This is a genomic window from Serratia sp. H1w (assembly GCF_000633355.1).
Taxonomy (GTDB): Bacteria; Pseudomonadota; Gammaproteobacteria; order Enterobacterales; family Enterobacteriaceae; genus Chania.
Map to the genome: position 1 here is coordinate 1 of NZ_AYMQ01000006.1, position 16200 is coordinate 16200.

Annotated in this window: 10 protein-coding genes, 1 tRNA gene and 1 rRNA gene; 8 read left to right on the forward strand and 4 right to left on the reverse strand. The window is 55.3% G+C overall.

Translation table 11 applies throughout. The annotated features are described in order from the left end of the window. Window positions 1–30 precede the first annotated feature (30 nt). The 6 genes from U869_RS0101320 (at window position 31) to aceK (ending at window position 6648) form a co-directional block, all read left to right on the forward strand. A tRNA-Thr gene (locus U869_RS0101320) sits at window positions 31–106 on the forward strand. Window positions 107–159: 53 nt separating this feature from the next. Next, window positions 160–275, forward strand: a 5S ribosomal RNA gene (gene rrf / locus U869_RS0101325). Window positions 276–510: 235 nt separating this feature from the next. Next, entirely contained in the window at window positions 511–1440 is a 930-nt protein-coding gene (metA, locus tag U869_RS0101330) for a homoserine O-succinyltransferase (RefSeq protein ID WP_025119558.1), read from the forward strand. A gap of 376 nt (window positions 1441–1816) precedes the next feature. Next, entirely contained in the window at window positions 1817–3415 is a 1599-nt protein-coding gene (aceB, locus tag U869_RS0101335; protein WP_025119559.1) for a malate synthase A, read from the forward strand. 46 nt (window positions 3416–3461) lie between these two features. Further along, entirely contained in the window at window positions 3462–4769 is a 1308-nt protein-coding gene (aceA, locus tag U869_RS0101340) for an isocitrate lyase (RefSeq protein WP_025119560.1), read from the forward strand. A 133-nt stretch (window positions 4770–4902) separates the two neighbouring features. Then, complete coding sequence (gene aceK / locus U869_RS0101345) at window positions 4903–6648, forward strand: bifunctional isocitrate dehydrogenase kinase/phosphatase (RefSeq protein ID WP_025119561.1); 1746 nt, start codon at window positions 4903–4905, stop codon at window positions 6646–6648. A gap of 33 nt (window positions 6649–6681) precedes the next feature. On the opposite strand, the gene edd is transcribed toward aceK, so the two are convergent. From edd to iclR, 3 genes are all read right to left on the reverse strand, one after another. Beyond that, window positions 6682–8496 (reverse strand): phosphogluconate dehydratase, encoded by a 1815-nt coding sequence (gene edd / locus U869_RS0101350; protein WP_025119562.1) that lies wholly within the window; start codon window positions 8494–8496, stop codon window positions 6682–6684. 14 nt (window positions 8497–8510) lie between these two features. Next, window positions 8511–9050: a gluconokinase gene (gene gntK / locus U869_RS0101355; protein WP_025119563.1), complete on the reverse strand. Its 540-nt coding sequence runs from the start codon at window positions 9048–9050 to the stop codon at window positions 8511–8513. 273 nt (window positions 9051–9323) lie between these two features. After that, complete coding sequence (gene iclR / locus U869_RS0101360; RefSeq protein WP_025119564.1) at window positions 9324–10154, reverse strand: glyoxylate bypass operon transcriptional repressor IclR; 831 nt, start codon at window positions 10152–10154, stop codon at window positions 9324–9326. Between the two features lie 274 nt (window positions 10155–10428). Between iclR and metH the strand changes: the two genes are divergently transcribed. Continuing rightward, window positions 10429–14109, forward strand: a complete 3681-nt coding sequence (gene metH / locus U869_RS0101365; protein WP_025119565.1) for a methionine synthase — start codon at window positions 10429–10431, stop codon at window positions 14107–14109. Between the two features lie 37 nt (window positions 14110–14146). Continuing rightward, entirely contained in the window at window positions 14147–14713 is a 567-nt protein-coding gene (locus U869_RS0101370; protein WP_025119566.1) for a glycerol-3-phosphate responsive antiterminator, read from the forward strand. 33 nt (window positions 14714–14746) lie between these two features. Here the strand turns inward: U869_RS0101370 and U869_RS0101375 are convergent, their stop codons facing one another. Continuing rightward, window positions 14747–16195, reverse strand: coding sequence for an FGGY-family carbohydrate kinase (locus U869_RS0101375; protein WP_025119567.1), 1449 nt, complete (start codon window positions 16193–16195; stop codon window positions 14747–14749). Window positions 16196–16200 lie beyond the last annotated feature (5 nt).

Sequence of the window (16200 nt, forward strand, 5' to 3'; positions counted from 1 at the left end):
GTAGGACACTGCCAGGCATCAAATTAGTGTGCTGATATGGCTCAGTTGGTAGAGCGCACCCTTGGTAAGGGTGAGGTCCCCAGTTCGACTCTGGGTATCAGCACCACTTTATTAGAAGTGGTTTAGAAGTTCGGCAGAAAAAGAATTAGAAAGAATTTGCTTGGCGGCAATAGCGCGGTGGTCCCACCTGACCCCATGCCGAACTCAGAAGTGAAACGCCGTAGCGCCGATGGTAGTGTGGGGTCTCCCCATGCGAGAGTAGGACACTGCCAAGCATCAATTAAGCCGAGAGGCCATCCGCAAGGATGGCCTTTTTGCTATGCGTCGAAAATAGAAATAGCCTCTCACCTCAACCTCCAGGGTCAAACGTAGGGGCGCTGCATGCTGCGCCCGTGAGGGGCGATGAAACATTTTCACCTTCCCGTTGAATCCTCGACATGGCACGAAAAAGACGCTATCGTCAGGCATCTAGAAGTCTAAACGTATAAACGGATGTGTGAGGGAAAAGCAATGCCGATTCGTGTGCCTGATGAGTTACCTGCGGTCAATTTCTTGCGTAATGAGAATGTGTTTGTCATGACATCCTCACGCGCAAAAACACAGGAAATCAGGCCGTTAAAGGTGCTCATCCTCAACCTGATGCCGAAAAAGATCGAAACGGAAAACCAGTTCCTGCGTTTGCTTTCCAACTCGCCACTACAGATCGATATCCAACTGCTGCGTATCGATAGCCGTGAATCGAAGAACACGCCGACAGAGCACCTGAATAATTTCTACTGCAACTTTGAAGATATCCAGGATGAGAACTTTGACGGGCTGATCGTCACTGGTGCACCGTTGGGCCTGGTAGACTTCTGTGATGTTGCCTACTGGCCGCAGATCGAGCGAGTGATCGAATGGGCCAAGGATCATGTGACCTCAACCCTGTTCGTCTGCTGGGCTGTGCAGGCTGCGCTAAACATCCTGTATGACATTCCAAAGAAGACGCGTGAGGTGAAGCTCTCTGGGGTGTACCAGCATCGCACGCTGCACCAGCATGCCTTGCTGACCCGAGGTTTTGATGAAACCTTCCTGGCACCACATTCCCGCTATGCCGATTTCCCGACCGAGATCTTGCGGCAGTACACCGATCTGGATATTTTGGCGGAGTCGGAACTGGCGGGTGCCTACTTGTTCGCTACCAAGGATAAGCGTATGGCCTTTGTCACTGGTCATCCTGAATATGACACCCTGACGTTAGCGGGTGAATATTGTCGCGATCACGATGCAGGTCTCAACCCGACCGTACCGCTAAATTACTTCCCCGATGATAACCCCGAACTGACCCCCGCAGCCTCATGGCGTAGCCATGGCCACCTGCTGTTTTCCAACTGGTTAAACTACTACGTCTACCAGATCACACCATTCGATCTGCGTCATATGAACCCAACCCTCGAGTAACATTTTTCTCTGCACGAGGTGGCTGAATCGAGGCCGCCTCCGCTTACCCCGCCGTTTTTTCTGTCCAATCTGCAACGTTTCAGCATTCACAACTCCTTTATAAACAACGTATTACATCTGGTTCCTGGTCTTAATGGAACCGGTTTCCTGCTTTGTTATCAATGATAAATAATCTAATTAATTGATAATAAAAGGTTAATAAAATATTTATTAAAAAAATGGAAATCGTTTTTGATTTTTAAATTTTGTTGGTTATTCTAGGATCCTGACGGGATGACGTCTGACCAGTTGGCGGCCGTTTTTTCACCCGATTTCCGACAACAATGCTTCGCCTGGCCAGCAATGGCGGCGTGGAATGATGGAAAGGATCAAGACAATGACGCAACAGATGGTAGGCACGGAATTAGCGTTCACACAGGCCTTTGGCGCAGCAGAGCGGCAGATACTGACAGAGGATGCGGTCGAGTTCCTGGCGGAACTGGTGGGGAAATTCACGCCACAACGCAACAAGCTGTTGGCCGCCCGCGCCTGCTGGCAAGAAAAAATCGATGGTGGCGAGTTACCTGGATTTATTTCGGAAACGAATTCCATTCGTCAGGGTGACTGGCAGATCCGTGGCGTTCCTGGTGATTTGCGTGACCGCCGGGTAGAGATCACCGGGCCAGTAGAACGCAAAATGGTGATCAATGCCCTGAACGCCAACGTCAAAGTGTTTATGGCCGACTTTGAGGACTCATTGGCCCCAAGCTGGGACAAGGTTATCGATGGGCAAATCAACCTGCATGATGCGGTTAATGGCACCATCTCTTACACCAACGAAGCTGGCAAGGTTTACCAACTTAACGCCAACCCGGCGGTATTGATTGCCCGCGTGCGTGGCCTGCATCTGCCGGAAAAACACGTACAGTGGCAGGGGGAAGCTATCCCCGGCGGGTTGTTCGATTTCGCCCTGTATTTCTTCCACAACTATCGTCAGTTACTGGCAAAAGGCAGTGGCCCGTATTTCTACCTGCCGAAAACCCAATCCTGGCAAGAGGCTGCCTGGTGGAGTGAGGTGTTCAGCTTTACTGAGGATCGCTTCGATCTTCCGCGCGGCACCATCAAGGCCACCGTTCTGATTGAAACCCTGCCTGCTGTATTCCAGATGGACGAGATCTTGTATCACCTGCGCGATCATATCGTCGGGCTAAACTGTGGCCGCTGGGATTACATCTTTAGCTATATCAAAACGCTGAAGAACCATGGCGATCGCGTGTTGCCGGATCGTCAGTCCGTCACCATGACCCAGCCTTTCCTCAGTGCCTATTCACGCTTGTTGATCAAGACCTGCCACAAGCGCGGTGCTTTCGCGATGGGCGGTATGGCCGCGTTTATCCCAAGCAAAGACGCCGAGCAAAATGCGGTGGTATTGGGCAAGGTGCGTGCGGATAAAGAACTGGAAGCGACCAACGGCCATGACGGTACCTGGGTGGCGCATCCAGGGCTGGCAGATACGGTGATGGAAGTATTTAACCGCATCCTTGGTGAGCGGCAGAATCAGCTGGAAGTGCTGCGTGAGAATTATGCCCCTATCACGGCGGCGCAGTTGTTGGAGCCGTGCGACGGTGAACGTACCGAAACCGGCATGCGCGCCAATATCCGTGTAGCGGTGCAATACATTGAAGCCTGGATTTCCGGCAATGGCTGCGTACCGATTTATGGCCTGATGGAAGATGCCGCTACCGCCGAGATTTCACGCACCTCCATCTGGCAATGGATCCACCACGAGAAGAGCCTCAGTAATGGCCAACAGGTGACCAAAGCGCTGTTCCGGCAGATGTTGCAGGAGGAAATGCTGGTTGTCCGTAAAGAACTGGGTGAGGCGCGCTATCACGCAGGCCGCTTCGATGAGGCAGCACAGCTGATGGAGCGTATTACCACCCAAGACCAATTAATCGATTTCCTGACCTTACCCGGCTACGAATTACTGGCCTGAAACCGTTCCTGACCTTTAACCCTACAGTATTGAAAAGGATAAAATTATGACGACCTCTCGTACCCAACAGATCCAACAGCTGGAACAGGAATGGAAATCGGCGCGCTGGGAAGGCATCACCCGCCCTTACAGCGCTGAAGACGTGATTAACCTGCGTGGCTCGGTCAACCCGGTTTGTACGCTGGCGCAGAACGGCGCGGCCAAGCTGTGGGAGTTACTGCACGGTAAATCCCGCAAAGGGTACGTGAACAGCCTTGGGGCGTTGACCGGCGGCCAGGCGCTGCAACAGGCGAAGGCGGGTGTAGAAGCCATCTATCTGTCCGGCTGGCAGGTCGCGGCCGATGCCAACACCGCTTCCGCCATGTATCCCGACCAATCACTGTACCCGGTGGACTCCGTCCCGACGGTGGTTGAACGCATCAACAATACCTTCCGTCGTGCGGATCAGATCCAATGGGCCAATCAGGTCGAGCCGGGCAGCAAAGGCTATACCGATTACTTCCTGCCCATCGTGGCGGATGCCGAGGCCGGGTTTGGCGGCGTACTGAACGCCTTTGAGCTGATGAAGGCGATGATTGAAGCCGGTGCGGCAGGGGTACATTTTGAAGACCAACTGGCGGCAGTGAAGAAGTGCGGCCATATGGGGGGCAAGGTTTTGGTGCCGACTCAGGAAGCGATTCAAAAACTGGTTGCGGCACGTTTGGCGGCTGACGTGCTAGGTGTGCCAACCTTGCTGATTGCCCGTACCGATGCCGATGCGGCAGATCTGCTGACTTCTGATTGCGATCCGTATGACAGCGCCTTCGTGTCTGGCGAACGCACCGCCGAAGGTTTCTATCGTACCCATGCCGGCATTGAGCAGGCTATCAGCCGTGGTCTGGCCTATGCCCCTTATGCCGATCTGGTGTGGTGTGAAACCTCCACGCCGGACCTGGAGGCTGCCCAGCGCTTTGCTGACGCGATCCATGCCCAATTCCCTGGCAAGCTGTTGGCCTATAACTGCTCACCGTCATTCAACTGGAAAAAGAACCTGGACGACCAGACTATCGCTCGCTTCCAGGATGCGCTGTCCGCCATGGGCTACAAGTACCAGTTCATCACACTGGCCGGTATCCATAGCATGTGGTTCAACATGTTCGATCTGGCACACGCTTACGCACGCGGCGAAGGCATGAAGCACTATGTGGAAAAAGTGCAGCAGCCGGAGTTTGCTGCGGTTGAACGTGGCTATACCTTTGCTTCGCATCAACAGGAAGTGGGGACCGGCTACTTCGACAAGGTGACCACCATTATTCAAGGCGGCGCTTCCTCGGTAACGGCACTGACCGGCTCTACTGAAGAGCAGCAGTTCTGACTCATCTAGCTGCATAGTAGGGGCTTAGCATGCTAAGCCCTTGTTTCATTGGTCGGGGAGCAACGGGCGCAGCATGCAGCGCCCCTACGTAGTGAGATTTCATCGGTCAACAATTATGGACGGTGGTGGCAAAATGGCGGCAAAACTGGAACTGTTGATTGCACAAACGATCCTGCAGGGCTTTGATGCGCAATATGGCCGCTTTCTTGAGGTGACGGCCGGGGCACAGCAGCGTTTTGAGCAGGCAGACTGGCCCGCCGTACAGCAGGCAATGAAACGACGTATCCATCTTTACGACCACCATGTCGGCCTGGTCGTTGAACAACTGAAATGCATTACCGGGCAGAAGTATTACGACGCGGACTTCCCCAACCGGGTGAAGACGGTTTATACCGAGCTGTTGCCCGACTATCCGCGTTTTGAGATTGCCGAAAGTTTCTTCAACTCGGTTTACTGTCGGCTGTTCAAGCACCGGGATTTAACTCCAGATAAGCTGTTTGTCTTCAGTTCACAGCCTGAAAGGCGTTTTCGTGATATCCCCAGGCCATTAGCCCGTAATTTTACCCTCAACGGTGATTTGGCTGCCATGTTGCACAGCCTGCTGACCGACCTGCCGCTGCGCCTGCCGTGGGAAGATCTGCCGCGCGATATCCGCTACATCACCCAAGCTTTACTGCAAACCTTCAGCTCACAGCAACTGGCTGGGGCGACGTTCCAAATCGGCAATGAGCTGTTTTACCGTAACAAGGCGGCTTGGTTGGTCGGGAAGCTGCGGCTGGCCGATGAGGTTTACCCGTTCCTGCTGCCGATCCACCACAGTGAGTCCGGTGCATTATTTATTGATACCTGCCTGACCAGCAAGGCCGAAGCCAGCATCGTGTTTGGCTTTGCCCGTTCCTATTTTATGGTGTATGCCCCATTGCCAGCGGCGATGGTCGAGTGGCTACGGGAGCTCCTGCCGGGCAAGACCACTGCCGAACTGTACATGGCGATTGGCTGCCAGAAGCATGGCAAAACCGAGTGCTACCGCGAATACCTGACCTTTATGGCCCAGTCGCAGGATCAATTCATCATCGCACCGGGTGTCAAAGGCATGGTGATGTTGGTATTTACGCTGCCGTCCTTTGATCGGGTATTTAAAGTGATCAAAGACGAATTTGCCCCACAGAAAGAAGTCACGCAGGCGCAGGTGATGGCCTGCTACCAACTGGTTAAAGAGCACGATCGTGTCGGGCGGATGGCCGATACCCAGGAATATGAGAATTTCGTGGTGGATAAGGCGCGTATCAGCCCGGAGTTATTGGCAGAATTACAGCGCGAAGTGCCGGAAAAATTGGAAGATCTCGGCGACCGCGTGGTCATCAAGCACCTGTATATGGAACGGCGGATGACGCCACTGAATCTGTATCTGGAGCAGGCCGACGAGCGGCAGATGCACGATGCCATCGAAGAATATGGCAATGCGATCAAGCAACTGGCCGCCGCCAATATCTTCCCCGGCGATATGCTGTTCAAAAACTTCGGTGTGACACGGCATGGCCGCGTGGTGTTTTACGACTACGACGAGATTTGCTACATGACCGAAGTGAATTTCCGCAACATTCCGCCGCCGCGTTACCCGGAAGATGAGCTGGCCAGCGAACCTTGGTACAGCATTTCACCCAACGACGTTTTCCCTGAAGAGTTCCGTCATTTCCTGTGTGGCGACCAGCGCATTCGTAAGGTGTTTGAGGAGATGCACAGCGATCTGTTCGAAGCGGACTACTGGCGAGGGCTGCAACAGCGCATCAAAGAGGGGCATGTCGAGGATGTGTTTGCCTACCGTAAAAAGCGGCGTTTCAGCCAACGCCTGCCTTCAGGGTATGCTCAGGCTGGCTGATTTTAGGCCCAGCAAGCTGGGCCATTGGCAGGATTAAAACGCAATACAGCAGGCACCCTGTTCAGCACCGGAAAGCTGGCTGCGCAAAGCACCGAACAGCTCACGGCCACAACCGATTCTTTCACCGCTCAGGTCAGGTTGGCATGGGGAACGAGTGGCCAGCTCTGCTTCATCGACCAGCAGTTGCAGTTCACCGGTACGGCCATTCACGCGGATCAGATCGCCGCTTTGTACTTTGGCCAACAGGCCGCCGGTGTAGGCTTCCGGGGTGACATGAATAGCCGAAGGAACCTTGCCGGATGCCCCTGACAGGCGACCATCGGTCACCAACGCCACCTTGAAACCGCGATCCATTAATACGCCAAGCGGTGGCATCAGTTTATGTAGCTCAGGCATACCGTTGGCCTGTGGCCCTTGGAAACGCACCACCACCACACAATCTTGATCCAGCTTACCCGCTTCGAAGGCGGGGACGATATCGTGCTGGCTTTCAAAGACGATCGCCGGAGCTTCGATAATCTGATTATCGACGGGCACTGCCGACGTCTTCATCACCGCGCGGCCCAGATTGCCAGCCAGCACTTTGGTGCCGCCATGATGCTCAAAAGGTTTGGCTACGCTGGCAATCACGTTAGCGTCCAGTGAACTTTCCGCCCCGTCGCGCCAGGCCAACTGGCCATTGTCCAGCCAAGGCTCCTGGGTATAGCGTTCAAGGCCGAAACCGGCGACGGTATGCACATCCTGATGTAACAGGCCGTGGTTCAGCAGCTCACGCACCACCAATTGCACGCCGCCTGCGGCCTGGAACTGGTTGATATCCGCCGGGCCGTTGGGATAAATGCGGCATAACAGCGGCACCGCGTCGGAAAGTTCGGAGAAGTCATCCCAGTTGATGATGATGCCTGCTGCCCGAGCCATGGCCACCATATGCATGGTCAGATTGGTCGAGCCTCCGGTCGCCAGCAGCGATACGATGCCGTTGACGATCGCTTTTTCATCGACCAACTGACCGATGGGCAAGTAATTACCGGCGGTTTCTGTCAGGCGGGTGATCTGGCGGGCGGCGGCATCGTTCAGTGCATCGCGCAGCGGCGTGTCTGGATGGATGAAAGAGGCGCCAGGCAGATGCATGCCCATCACTTCCATCACCATCTGGTTGGTATTGGCGGTGCCGTAGAAGGTGCAGGTACCAATGCCATGATATGAAGCGGCTTCGGCTTCCAACAGTGCGTGACGGTCGGCTTTGCCTTCGGCATACAGCTGACGCACTCGCACTTTCTCTTTATTCGGCAGGCCGCTGCTCATTGGCCCGGCGGGCACGAATAGGGCGGGTAAATGGCCGAAGGATAGGGCAGACATCACTAATCCGGGCACAATCTTGTCGCAGATCCCCAGGAACAGTGCACCATCGAACATGTTGTGAGACATGCCAATGGCGGCAGACATGGCAATCACATCGCGGCTCATCAACGAAAGCTCCATGCCGTCCTGCCCTTGCGTCACACCGTCGCACATGGCCGGCACGCCACCGGCAACCTGGCCAACGGCCCCCACGCTGTGCAGCGCCTGCTTGAGCCGCTGTGGGTAGTTTTCATAAGGCTGGTGGGCGGAGAGCATGTCGTTGTAGGCGGTAATGATGGCAATATCGCTGCGCACCATATTTTTCAGGGCAGCCTTATCGTCGGGCTGGCAGGCGGCAAAGCCGTGGGCCAGGTTACCGCAGGCCAGTTGAGAACGGTGTACTGTCTGCGTACGGGCTTGATGAATGCGTGCCAGATAGGCGGCTCGGCTCTCTTTGGAGCGTTCAATGATGCGTTGTGTTACGCGATCCAAGGTGTTGTTAATCATGGCGTCCTCTACCTTTATGCACAGGCAACCTGTGGCTGGAAGCTCTGGATATGCCGAATGGTGTCGGCGATGACCGCATCCAACGGCTGATCGATGTCGATATCTTTGACGTCGCTTTCATCTTTGCCCGGCTGTTCCAGCGTAGCGAATTGCGTTACCAGCATTTGGGGTTTGAAAAAATGCCCCTTGCGGGCTGCCAGCCGAGCCTCGATCACTGGGAAATCGCCGTGCAGATAGATGAAGGACAGGTTGTCGTTACCGGCACGCAGCCGATCGCGATAATGCTTTTTCAGCGCAGAGCAGACGATAATGGAGACTGCATTGGTTCGCTGCATGGCAAAGGCGGCGTCATTCAGGGCAGCCAACCATGGCGCGCGATCGTCGTCATTGAGGGGTTTGCCTGCGGCCATTTTCTCGATGTTACATCGCGGGTGGAGGAAGTCACCGTCCAGGAAATTGGCGGCAAGCTGCTGGGCAACGGCATTGGCAACGGCAGACTTGCCGCTGCCGGAAACGCCCATAATGACGTAAACACGATTCTGATTATTGGCCATGGTTGGTTTCTCCCCCTCTGCGAGTTATATGGTGTTGTTACCGGTAACATGTTATCGGTAACAATATCAGGGGAAGCGCGTCAGGTTGCAATCGGCTTCGGTTGCCAAGATCGCTAACTGTGATCGATTTCATACTTTCCGTGGGTGGGTAAACAAACTGTCTACAGGGCGATACAGAAATATAACAGGGGAGGTTGTTCTCTAAATCTAGCTGGCACCGGCGTAGGGGCGCTGCACGCTGCGCCCGCCTCGCTGCATGCTGCGCCAACCTGGTTAGCGTATGCCGCCATACTCCAGGCTGATCTCTTTTGCCGCGTGGATCACCAGTGCACCCAATTCGGTAACGCGATCGTCGGTGATACGCGATACCGGGCCGGAGATGGAGATGGCCGCAAAGGCTTCTCGGTGTTCATCAAAGATACAGGCGGCCAGGCAGCGCAGGCCGAGGGCATGTTCTTCATCGTCAAACGAGAACCCTTGTTTACGGATCACCGCCAGCCCTTCTTTCAGGTTATGCGGCGTGAGCGTATGCGGGGTATAGGTGTGCATGCCTTTTTTATGCAACAGCTTGGTCACTTCATCGTCTTGCATGCTGGCAAGAAAGGCCTTACCTGCGCCAGAGGCATGCATCGGCAGCTTGCCGCCAATCGGGGCTGACATCCGCATCAACGCGGTACATTGCACCTGATCGATAATCACTGCCTGATCTTCGGCCTTATCCATCACCGCCAGGTTGACCGTTTCACCGGATTCTTCCATCAGGCGGCGCAGCGTAGGGTGCACCATTGCCAGCAGGTTACGGCTTTGCAGGAAGCTGCTGCCCACCACAAAGGCGTGAGCTCCCATCGTCCACAGGCCCAAATCGCCCACCTGACGAACAAAACCCTGCTGTTGCATGGTTGTCAGCAGACGATGGGTGGTGGAGTTAGGCAATCCGGCCTGCTGGGCCAGATCGGTCAGCGCCACGTTGCCCTGCGCTTCAGCAATATATTCCAATAACTTCAGACCACGGGTCAGTGACTGCACCTGGCCGGTCGCCGCACTGGCGGCGGGCGCTGCGGCGCGGGGTTTTTTACCGCGCTTGGCGGGAACGGGAGTGGCCATGATTCACCTTATGCTTTCCGTATGATGGAATTCATTTTCGTTTTTTGCGTATGAATTGCAAGTTGCTTCTCCGCTGATCGGATCTGTTGGTTCACGAACCTGAAAAACTCTCAATACCTGCTCGCAACTTTGCCGCCATAACCTGTGCTAGGATGTCAGACCCTCCATCTTTCAAGTTGCAGGATGCATGACGGGCGCAGCGTGCCGCGCCGCTACAATATTGGGATGTGGGGTATTAGTCGTCGGGCGGATAATCGGGTGTGAAGGGGCTACAGTGATAAATCGAGAGGAACAACTGCGTCAGCAGTTAGCGCAGCGTATTTTAGTGTTGGATGGCGGTATGGGTACCATGATCCAGAGCTATCGGCTGGAAGAGGCAGACTACCGTGGTGAGCGTTTTGCCGACTGGCAAAGCGATCTCAAAGGCAATAACGATCTGCTGGTGCTGAGTAAGCCAGAAGTGATTGTCGCGATCCACAATGGTTACCTGGAAGCGGGGGCCGATATCCTCGAAACCAACACCTTCAACTCGACCACCATAGCGATGGCCGACTACCATATGGAGTCGCTGTCCGCCGAGATTAACTACCAGGCCGCCTTACTGGCTCGCGCCTGTGCCGATGAATGGACCGCGCGTACCCCGGAAAAACCACGCTACGTGGCTGGCGTGCTTGGCCCAACCAACCGCACTGCCTCGATCTCTCCAGACGTTAACGATCCGGCTTTCCGCAATGTTTCCTTTGACCAATTGGTCGAGGCTTACCGCGAATCGACCCGTGCGCTGGTGGAGGGGGGCGTCGATCTGATCATGATCGAAACCATCTTCGATACCCTGAATGCCAAAGCGGCGGCCTTTGCGGTCGAAACCGAGTTTGAAGCGCTGGGCGTAAACCTGCCGATCATGATTTCCGGCACCATCACCGACGCTTCTGGTCGCACCCTTTCCGGCCAGACCACGGAAGCGTTCTACAACTCGTTGCGTCATGTTAAACCGCTGACCTTTGGCCTGAACTGTGCGCTCGGACCGGATGAGCTACGCCAATACGTGGCGGAGTTGTCACGCATCTCTGAAAGCTATGTCACCGCCCACCCGAACGCCGGTTTGCCCAACGCCTTTGGTGAATACGACCTTGATGCCGAAGAGATGGCGAAACAGGTGGGTGAATGGGCGCACGCTGGCTTCCTGAATATTATCGGTGGTTGCTGTGGTACTACTCCGGCGCATATCGCCGCGATGGTCAAAGCGGTAGCGGGCGTACCGCCACGGCAGTTGCCAGAATTACCGGTAGCCTGCCGCTTGTCAGGTCTGGAGCCGTTGAATATCGATGCCAAATCGCTGTTCGTCAACGTGGGTGAGCGTACCAACGTCACCGGCTCGGCTCGATTCAAGCGATTAATTAAAGAAGAAAAATACAATGAAGCGCTGGCCGTGGCCCGCCAACAGGTGGAAAGCGGTGCCCAGATTATCGATATCAACATGGATGAAGGGATGCTCGACGCCGAAGCGGCGATGGTGCGTTTCCTCAGTCTGATTGCCGGTGAGCCGGATATTGCCCGCGTGCCGATCATGATCGACTCCTCCAAGTGGAGCGTGATTGAACAGGGTCTGAAATGTATTCAGGGTAAAGGCATCGTCAACTCGATCTCGATGAAAGAGGGTGAAGAAGCCTTTATCCATCATGCCAAACTGGTGCGCCGTTACGGGGCTGCGGTGGTCGTGATGGCCTTCGATGAAGTTGGCCAGGCGGATACCCGCCAGCGCAAATTCGAGATTTGCCGCCGCGCATACCAGATCCTGACCGAACGCGTAGGTTTCCCGCCGGAAGACATCATTTTTGACCCGAACATTTTTGCCGTCGCGACCGGTATCGAAGAGCATAACAACTATGCCGTCGACTTTATCGAAGCCTGCGCCGACATTAAAATGCATCTGCCGCATGCGATGATTTCCGGCGGTGTGTCCAACGTCTCCTTCTCGTTCCGTGGCAACGATCCGGTGCGTGAAGCGATCCATGCGGTGTTCCTGTATCACGCTATTCGCAACGGCATGGATATGGGGATCGTCAACGCCGGGCAGTTGGCGATCTATGACGATCTCAGCACTGAACTGCGCGAAGCCGTTGAGGATGTGGTGCTCAACCGCCGTCAGGACGGCACCGAGCGTCTGTTGGAGCTGGCAGAGAAGTACCGTGGCAGCAAAGACAACGAAGTGGCGGTGCAGCAGGCCGAATGGCGTGGCTGGCCGGTAGTGAAGCGCCTGGAGTATTCGCTGGTCAAAGGCATTACCGAATTCATTGAGTTAGACACCGAAGAAGCGCGCCAGCAGGCGGATCGCCCGATCGAAGTGATCGAAGGGCCGCTGATGGCCGGGATGAACGTGGTGGGCGATCTGTTCGGCGAGGGCAAAATGTTCCTGCCGCAAGTGGTGAAATCGGCTCGCGTGATGAAGCAGGCGGTGGCCTACCTCGAACCGTACATTGAGGCCAGTAAACAGAAAGGGACCACCGCCGGGAAAATTCTGCTGGCGACGGTGAAGGGCGATGTACACGACATCGGCAAGAACATCGTTGGCGTGGTGCTGCAATGTAACAACTACGAAATTATCGATCTGGGCGTGATGGTGCCGACGGACAAGATCCTGAAAACCGCCCGCGAGCAGAAGGTGGACATTATCGGCCTGTCTGGCCTGATCACCCCGTCGTTGGACGAAATGGTCAACGTGGCGAAAGAGATGGAACGCCAGGGCTTTACCCTGCCGCTGCTGATTGGCGGTGCGACGACCTCCAAAGCGCACACTGCGGTGAAGATTGAGCAGAACTACAGCGGCTCGACCACCTACGTGCAGAACGCCTCGCGTACCGTTGGTGTGGTTGCGGCGCTGCTGTCAGACACCCAGCGCGACGATTTTGTCGCCCGCACCCGCAAAGAGTACGAAACCGTACGTATCCAGCACGGGCGTAAAAAACCGCGCACGCCGCCGGTCAGCCTGCAACAGGCGCGCGACAACGCCATGCTGCTGGATTGGGAAAACTATCAGCCACCAGTGCCGAACCAATTGGGGGTGTTCCCGGTTGAGGCCAGCATTAACACTTTGCGTCACTATATCGACTGGACGCCGTTCTTCATGACCTGGTCGCTGGCGGGCAAGTATCCACGCATTCTGGAAGATGAAGTGGTGGGGGAAGAGGCTAAACGTCTGTTCCAGGACGCCAACGAGATGCTGGATATGCTGGCTGCTAACGGCAGCCTCAACCCGCGTGGCGTCTACGGCCTGTTCCCGGCCAACCGCGTTGGGGATGATGTAGAAGTCTACCGCGATGAAAGCCGTGAAGAGGTGCTGGTGGTCAGCCGTCACCTGCGTCAGCAAACGGAAAAAACCGACTTCCCGAACTACTGTCTGGCCGACTTTGTGGCACCGAAAAGCAGCGGCAAGGCCGACTACTTTGGCGCGTTCGCAGTCACGGGCGGGTTGGAAGAAGATGAACTGGCGGCGGCCTATGACGCCAAGCATGATGATTACAACAAGATCATGGTCAAGGCGTTATCCGATCGGCTGGCAGAGGCCTTTGCCGAATACCTGCACGAACAGGTACGCAAGCTGCATTGGGGCTTTGCCACCGATGAAAATCTGAGTAACGAAGAGCTGATCCGTGAGAATTATCAAGGTATTCGCCCGGCACCCGGCTATCCTGCTTGCCCAGAGCATACCGAAAAAGCGGAGATCTGGCAGCTGCTGGACGTTAACCGCCATACCGGGATGCAACTGACCGAATCCTTCGCCATGTGGCCTGGGGCAGCGGTATCCGGCTGGTATTTCAGCCACCCGCAGAGCAAATATTTTGCCGTGGCCCAGATCCAGCGCGATCAGGTCGAAGACTACGCGCAGCGTAAAGGGATGAAGATTGGCGACGTAGAGCGCTGGCTAGCCCCGAATCTGGGATACGATGCAGATTGATTTGCAGCCGGCAGGCTGAAAGATACAGGGGAACAACGTGTCTATCGATGAACTGTTAAAGCTGCATCCGGTGATCGCAGCGGTAAAAGATAATGAAAGCCTACAGGTTGCGGTGAAGTCAGATTGCCAGATTATCTCGGTGCTGTATGGCAACATCTGCAATATTGGCCGTATCGTGCAGCAGGTGAAAGAGGCAGGTAAGTATGCCTTTGTGCATGTTGATTTGCTGGAGGGCAGCTCCAACAAGGAGATCGTGATTAATTTCCTGAAGATTGTCACGGCGGCGGACGGCATCATCAGTACCAAGGCATCAATGGTGAAGGCGGCGCGTCAGCAAGGCTTCTACACCATTCACCGGTTGTTTATCATGGATTCGATCTCTTTCCATAATATCGACAAGCAGGTCGCGCAATCGACGCCGGACTGCATCGAAATCCTGCCGGGCTGTATGCCTAAGGTGCTCGGTTGGGTGGCAGAAAAGATCGACCTGCCGATCATTGCCGGTGGTCTGGTGTGTGACGAGGATGATGCGCAAACCGCGCTGAATGCCGGGGCCATCGCCGTCGCCACCACCAATCACGAAGTATGGAAGTTGAAGTTGTAATCAAGGGGGGCACCGTAAGGTGCCCCTCTCTTTTTAGTCAACCAATGGGCTGAGCGCCTGTAACAGCGGATCCAGATGTTTGTTCACCTGCTGGTACACCTGTTGGTTCAGTTGATTGTAGAACCTGTGATTATCCATGTTCGGTGCAAAACTGTCCCCCATCCGCACCAGCTTCTGTGCGGCCTGCTCGTAATCGCTAAAGACGTTCACAGCCATCCCGGCATTGATGGCGCAGCCAACGGCCGCCGAGCCCTTCATCACGTTACGGCTGGTGGGGATGCCAAACACATCGGCAAAGATCTGCATGAAAAGATCGCTGTTGGCTCCTCCGCCAGAAATAATCAGGTGCTTGAACGGGGTTTTCAGCTCCAGCGCCATCTTGTCCATATGGTTCTTCATGGTGAAGGCAATGCCCTCCAGCACGGAACGGTACATATGGGCGCGGGTGTGGCGGCCATCGAAGCCAATCATGGCTCCTTTACGGAACTCCGCTTCTGATGGTGGCGCCCAGTCGTGTACGGTGATGAGCCCTTCACAACCTGCTGGAACGCGTTCTGCCTCCTGATTCAGTAACTCCTCAATGCTGGTTCCGGCATCATGAGCATCCGACAGCGCGGCCGCGCCAAACTGATCGCGGAACCAACTGATGGTCCACATACCGCGGCGCACGCCCATACATTCATACAGGTAACGGCCAGGGATCGAGGCTTGGAATGGCCAGAAGTTTTGGGCATCTTTCACGTTGGCATGGCCGTGTACCATGGCACCGATATAGGTTCCGAGGGAAATCAGCGCGACGCCTTCATCCAGTGAACCGGCGCCCAGAGCTTCCACCGCTTTGTCATGCGCGGTGGCAACCACCGGAATACCTGCGGGGATGCCAAGCTGTTGTGCGACTTGCTGAGTGATATGACCGAGGATTTCACCTGGTTTCACTACATCCAGCACCATGTCGCGCGTCAGGTTACAGCTTTGCCAGGCGGCGGGATCGGTGCTCCAATCGAGGCTGTCGTTGTCCATTGGCCACCAACCGATGTAGTTGGCGCAGGTGTCTTTGAACTCGCCGGTCAGGCGATGGGTGATGTAACCCGACGTGGTCGTCACATAACGTACGCCCTGATAGGCATCGATATATTCATAGGGTTTGTTCAGGCGTTTATCCATCCAGTTGATCACCGGATAGGCCAGTTCACCATTTTCCTGCAACAGTACCCGGCAGCAGCGCACGATACAGATGCCCATCGCCAGAATGTCCTGCGGCTTACCACCCCGTTCGCCGAAACGCTGCATGGCGCGGCGGAAGGCGACCTTCAGTGAATCCCACAGGTCATCGTCGGGATGTTCTGCCAACAGCGGGGCCGGAATATCCATCTTGCGTAGCTGCTGTTTCCCTTCGCAAATTGCGTTGCCGTCCAGATCAAAAATCACCACTTTGGCGCTTTGGGTGCCCACGTCCACACCCATCAGATACTTGCTCTTCATATCGC

Coding starts and splice junctions, on each gene's coding strand:
- gntK (WP_025119563.1), bottom strand. CDS start 9,050: ATGGCCAATAATCAGAATCGTGTTTACGTCATTATGGGCGTTTCCGGC.
- aceK (WP_025119561.1), top strand. CDS start 4,903: ATGGCGGCAAAACTGGAACTGTTGATTGCACAAACGATCCTGCAGGGC.
- edd (WP_025119562.1), bottom strand. CDS start 8,496: ATGATTAACAACACCTTGGATCGCGTAACACAACGCATCATTGAACGC.
- metA (WP_025119558.1), top strand. CDS start 511: ATGCCGATTCGTGTGCCTGATGAGTTACCTGCGGTCAATTTCTTGCGT.
- iclR (WP_025119564.1), bottom strand. CDS start 10,154: ATGGCCACTCCCGTTCCCGCCAAGCGCGGTAAAAAACCCCGCGCCGCA.
- aceB (WP_025119559.1), top strand. CDS start 1,817: ATGACGCAACAGATGGTAGGCACGGAATTAGCGTTCACACAGGCCTTT.
- U869_RS0101375 (WP_025119567.1), bottom strand. CDS start 16,195: ATGAAGAGCAAGTATCTGATGGGTGTGGACGTGGGCACCCAAAGCGCC.
- aceA (WP_025119560.1), top strand. CDS start 3,462: ATGACGACCTCTCGTACCCAACAGATCCAACAGCTGGAACAGGAATGG.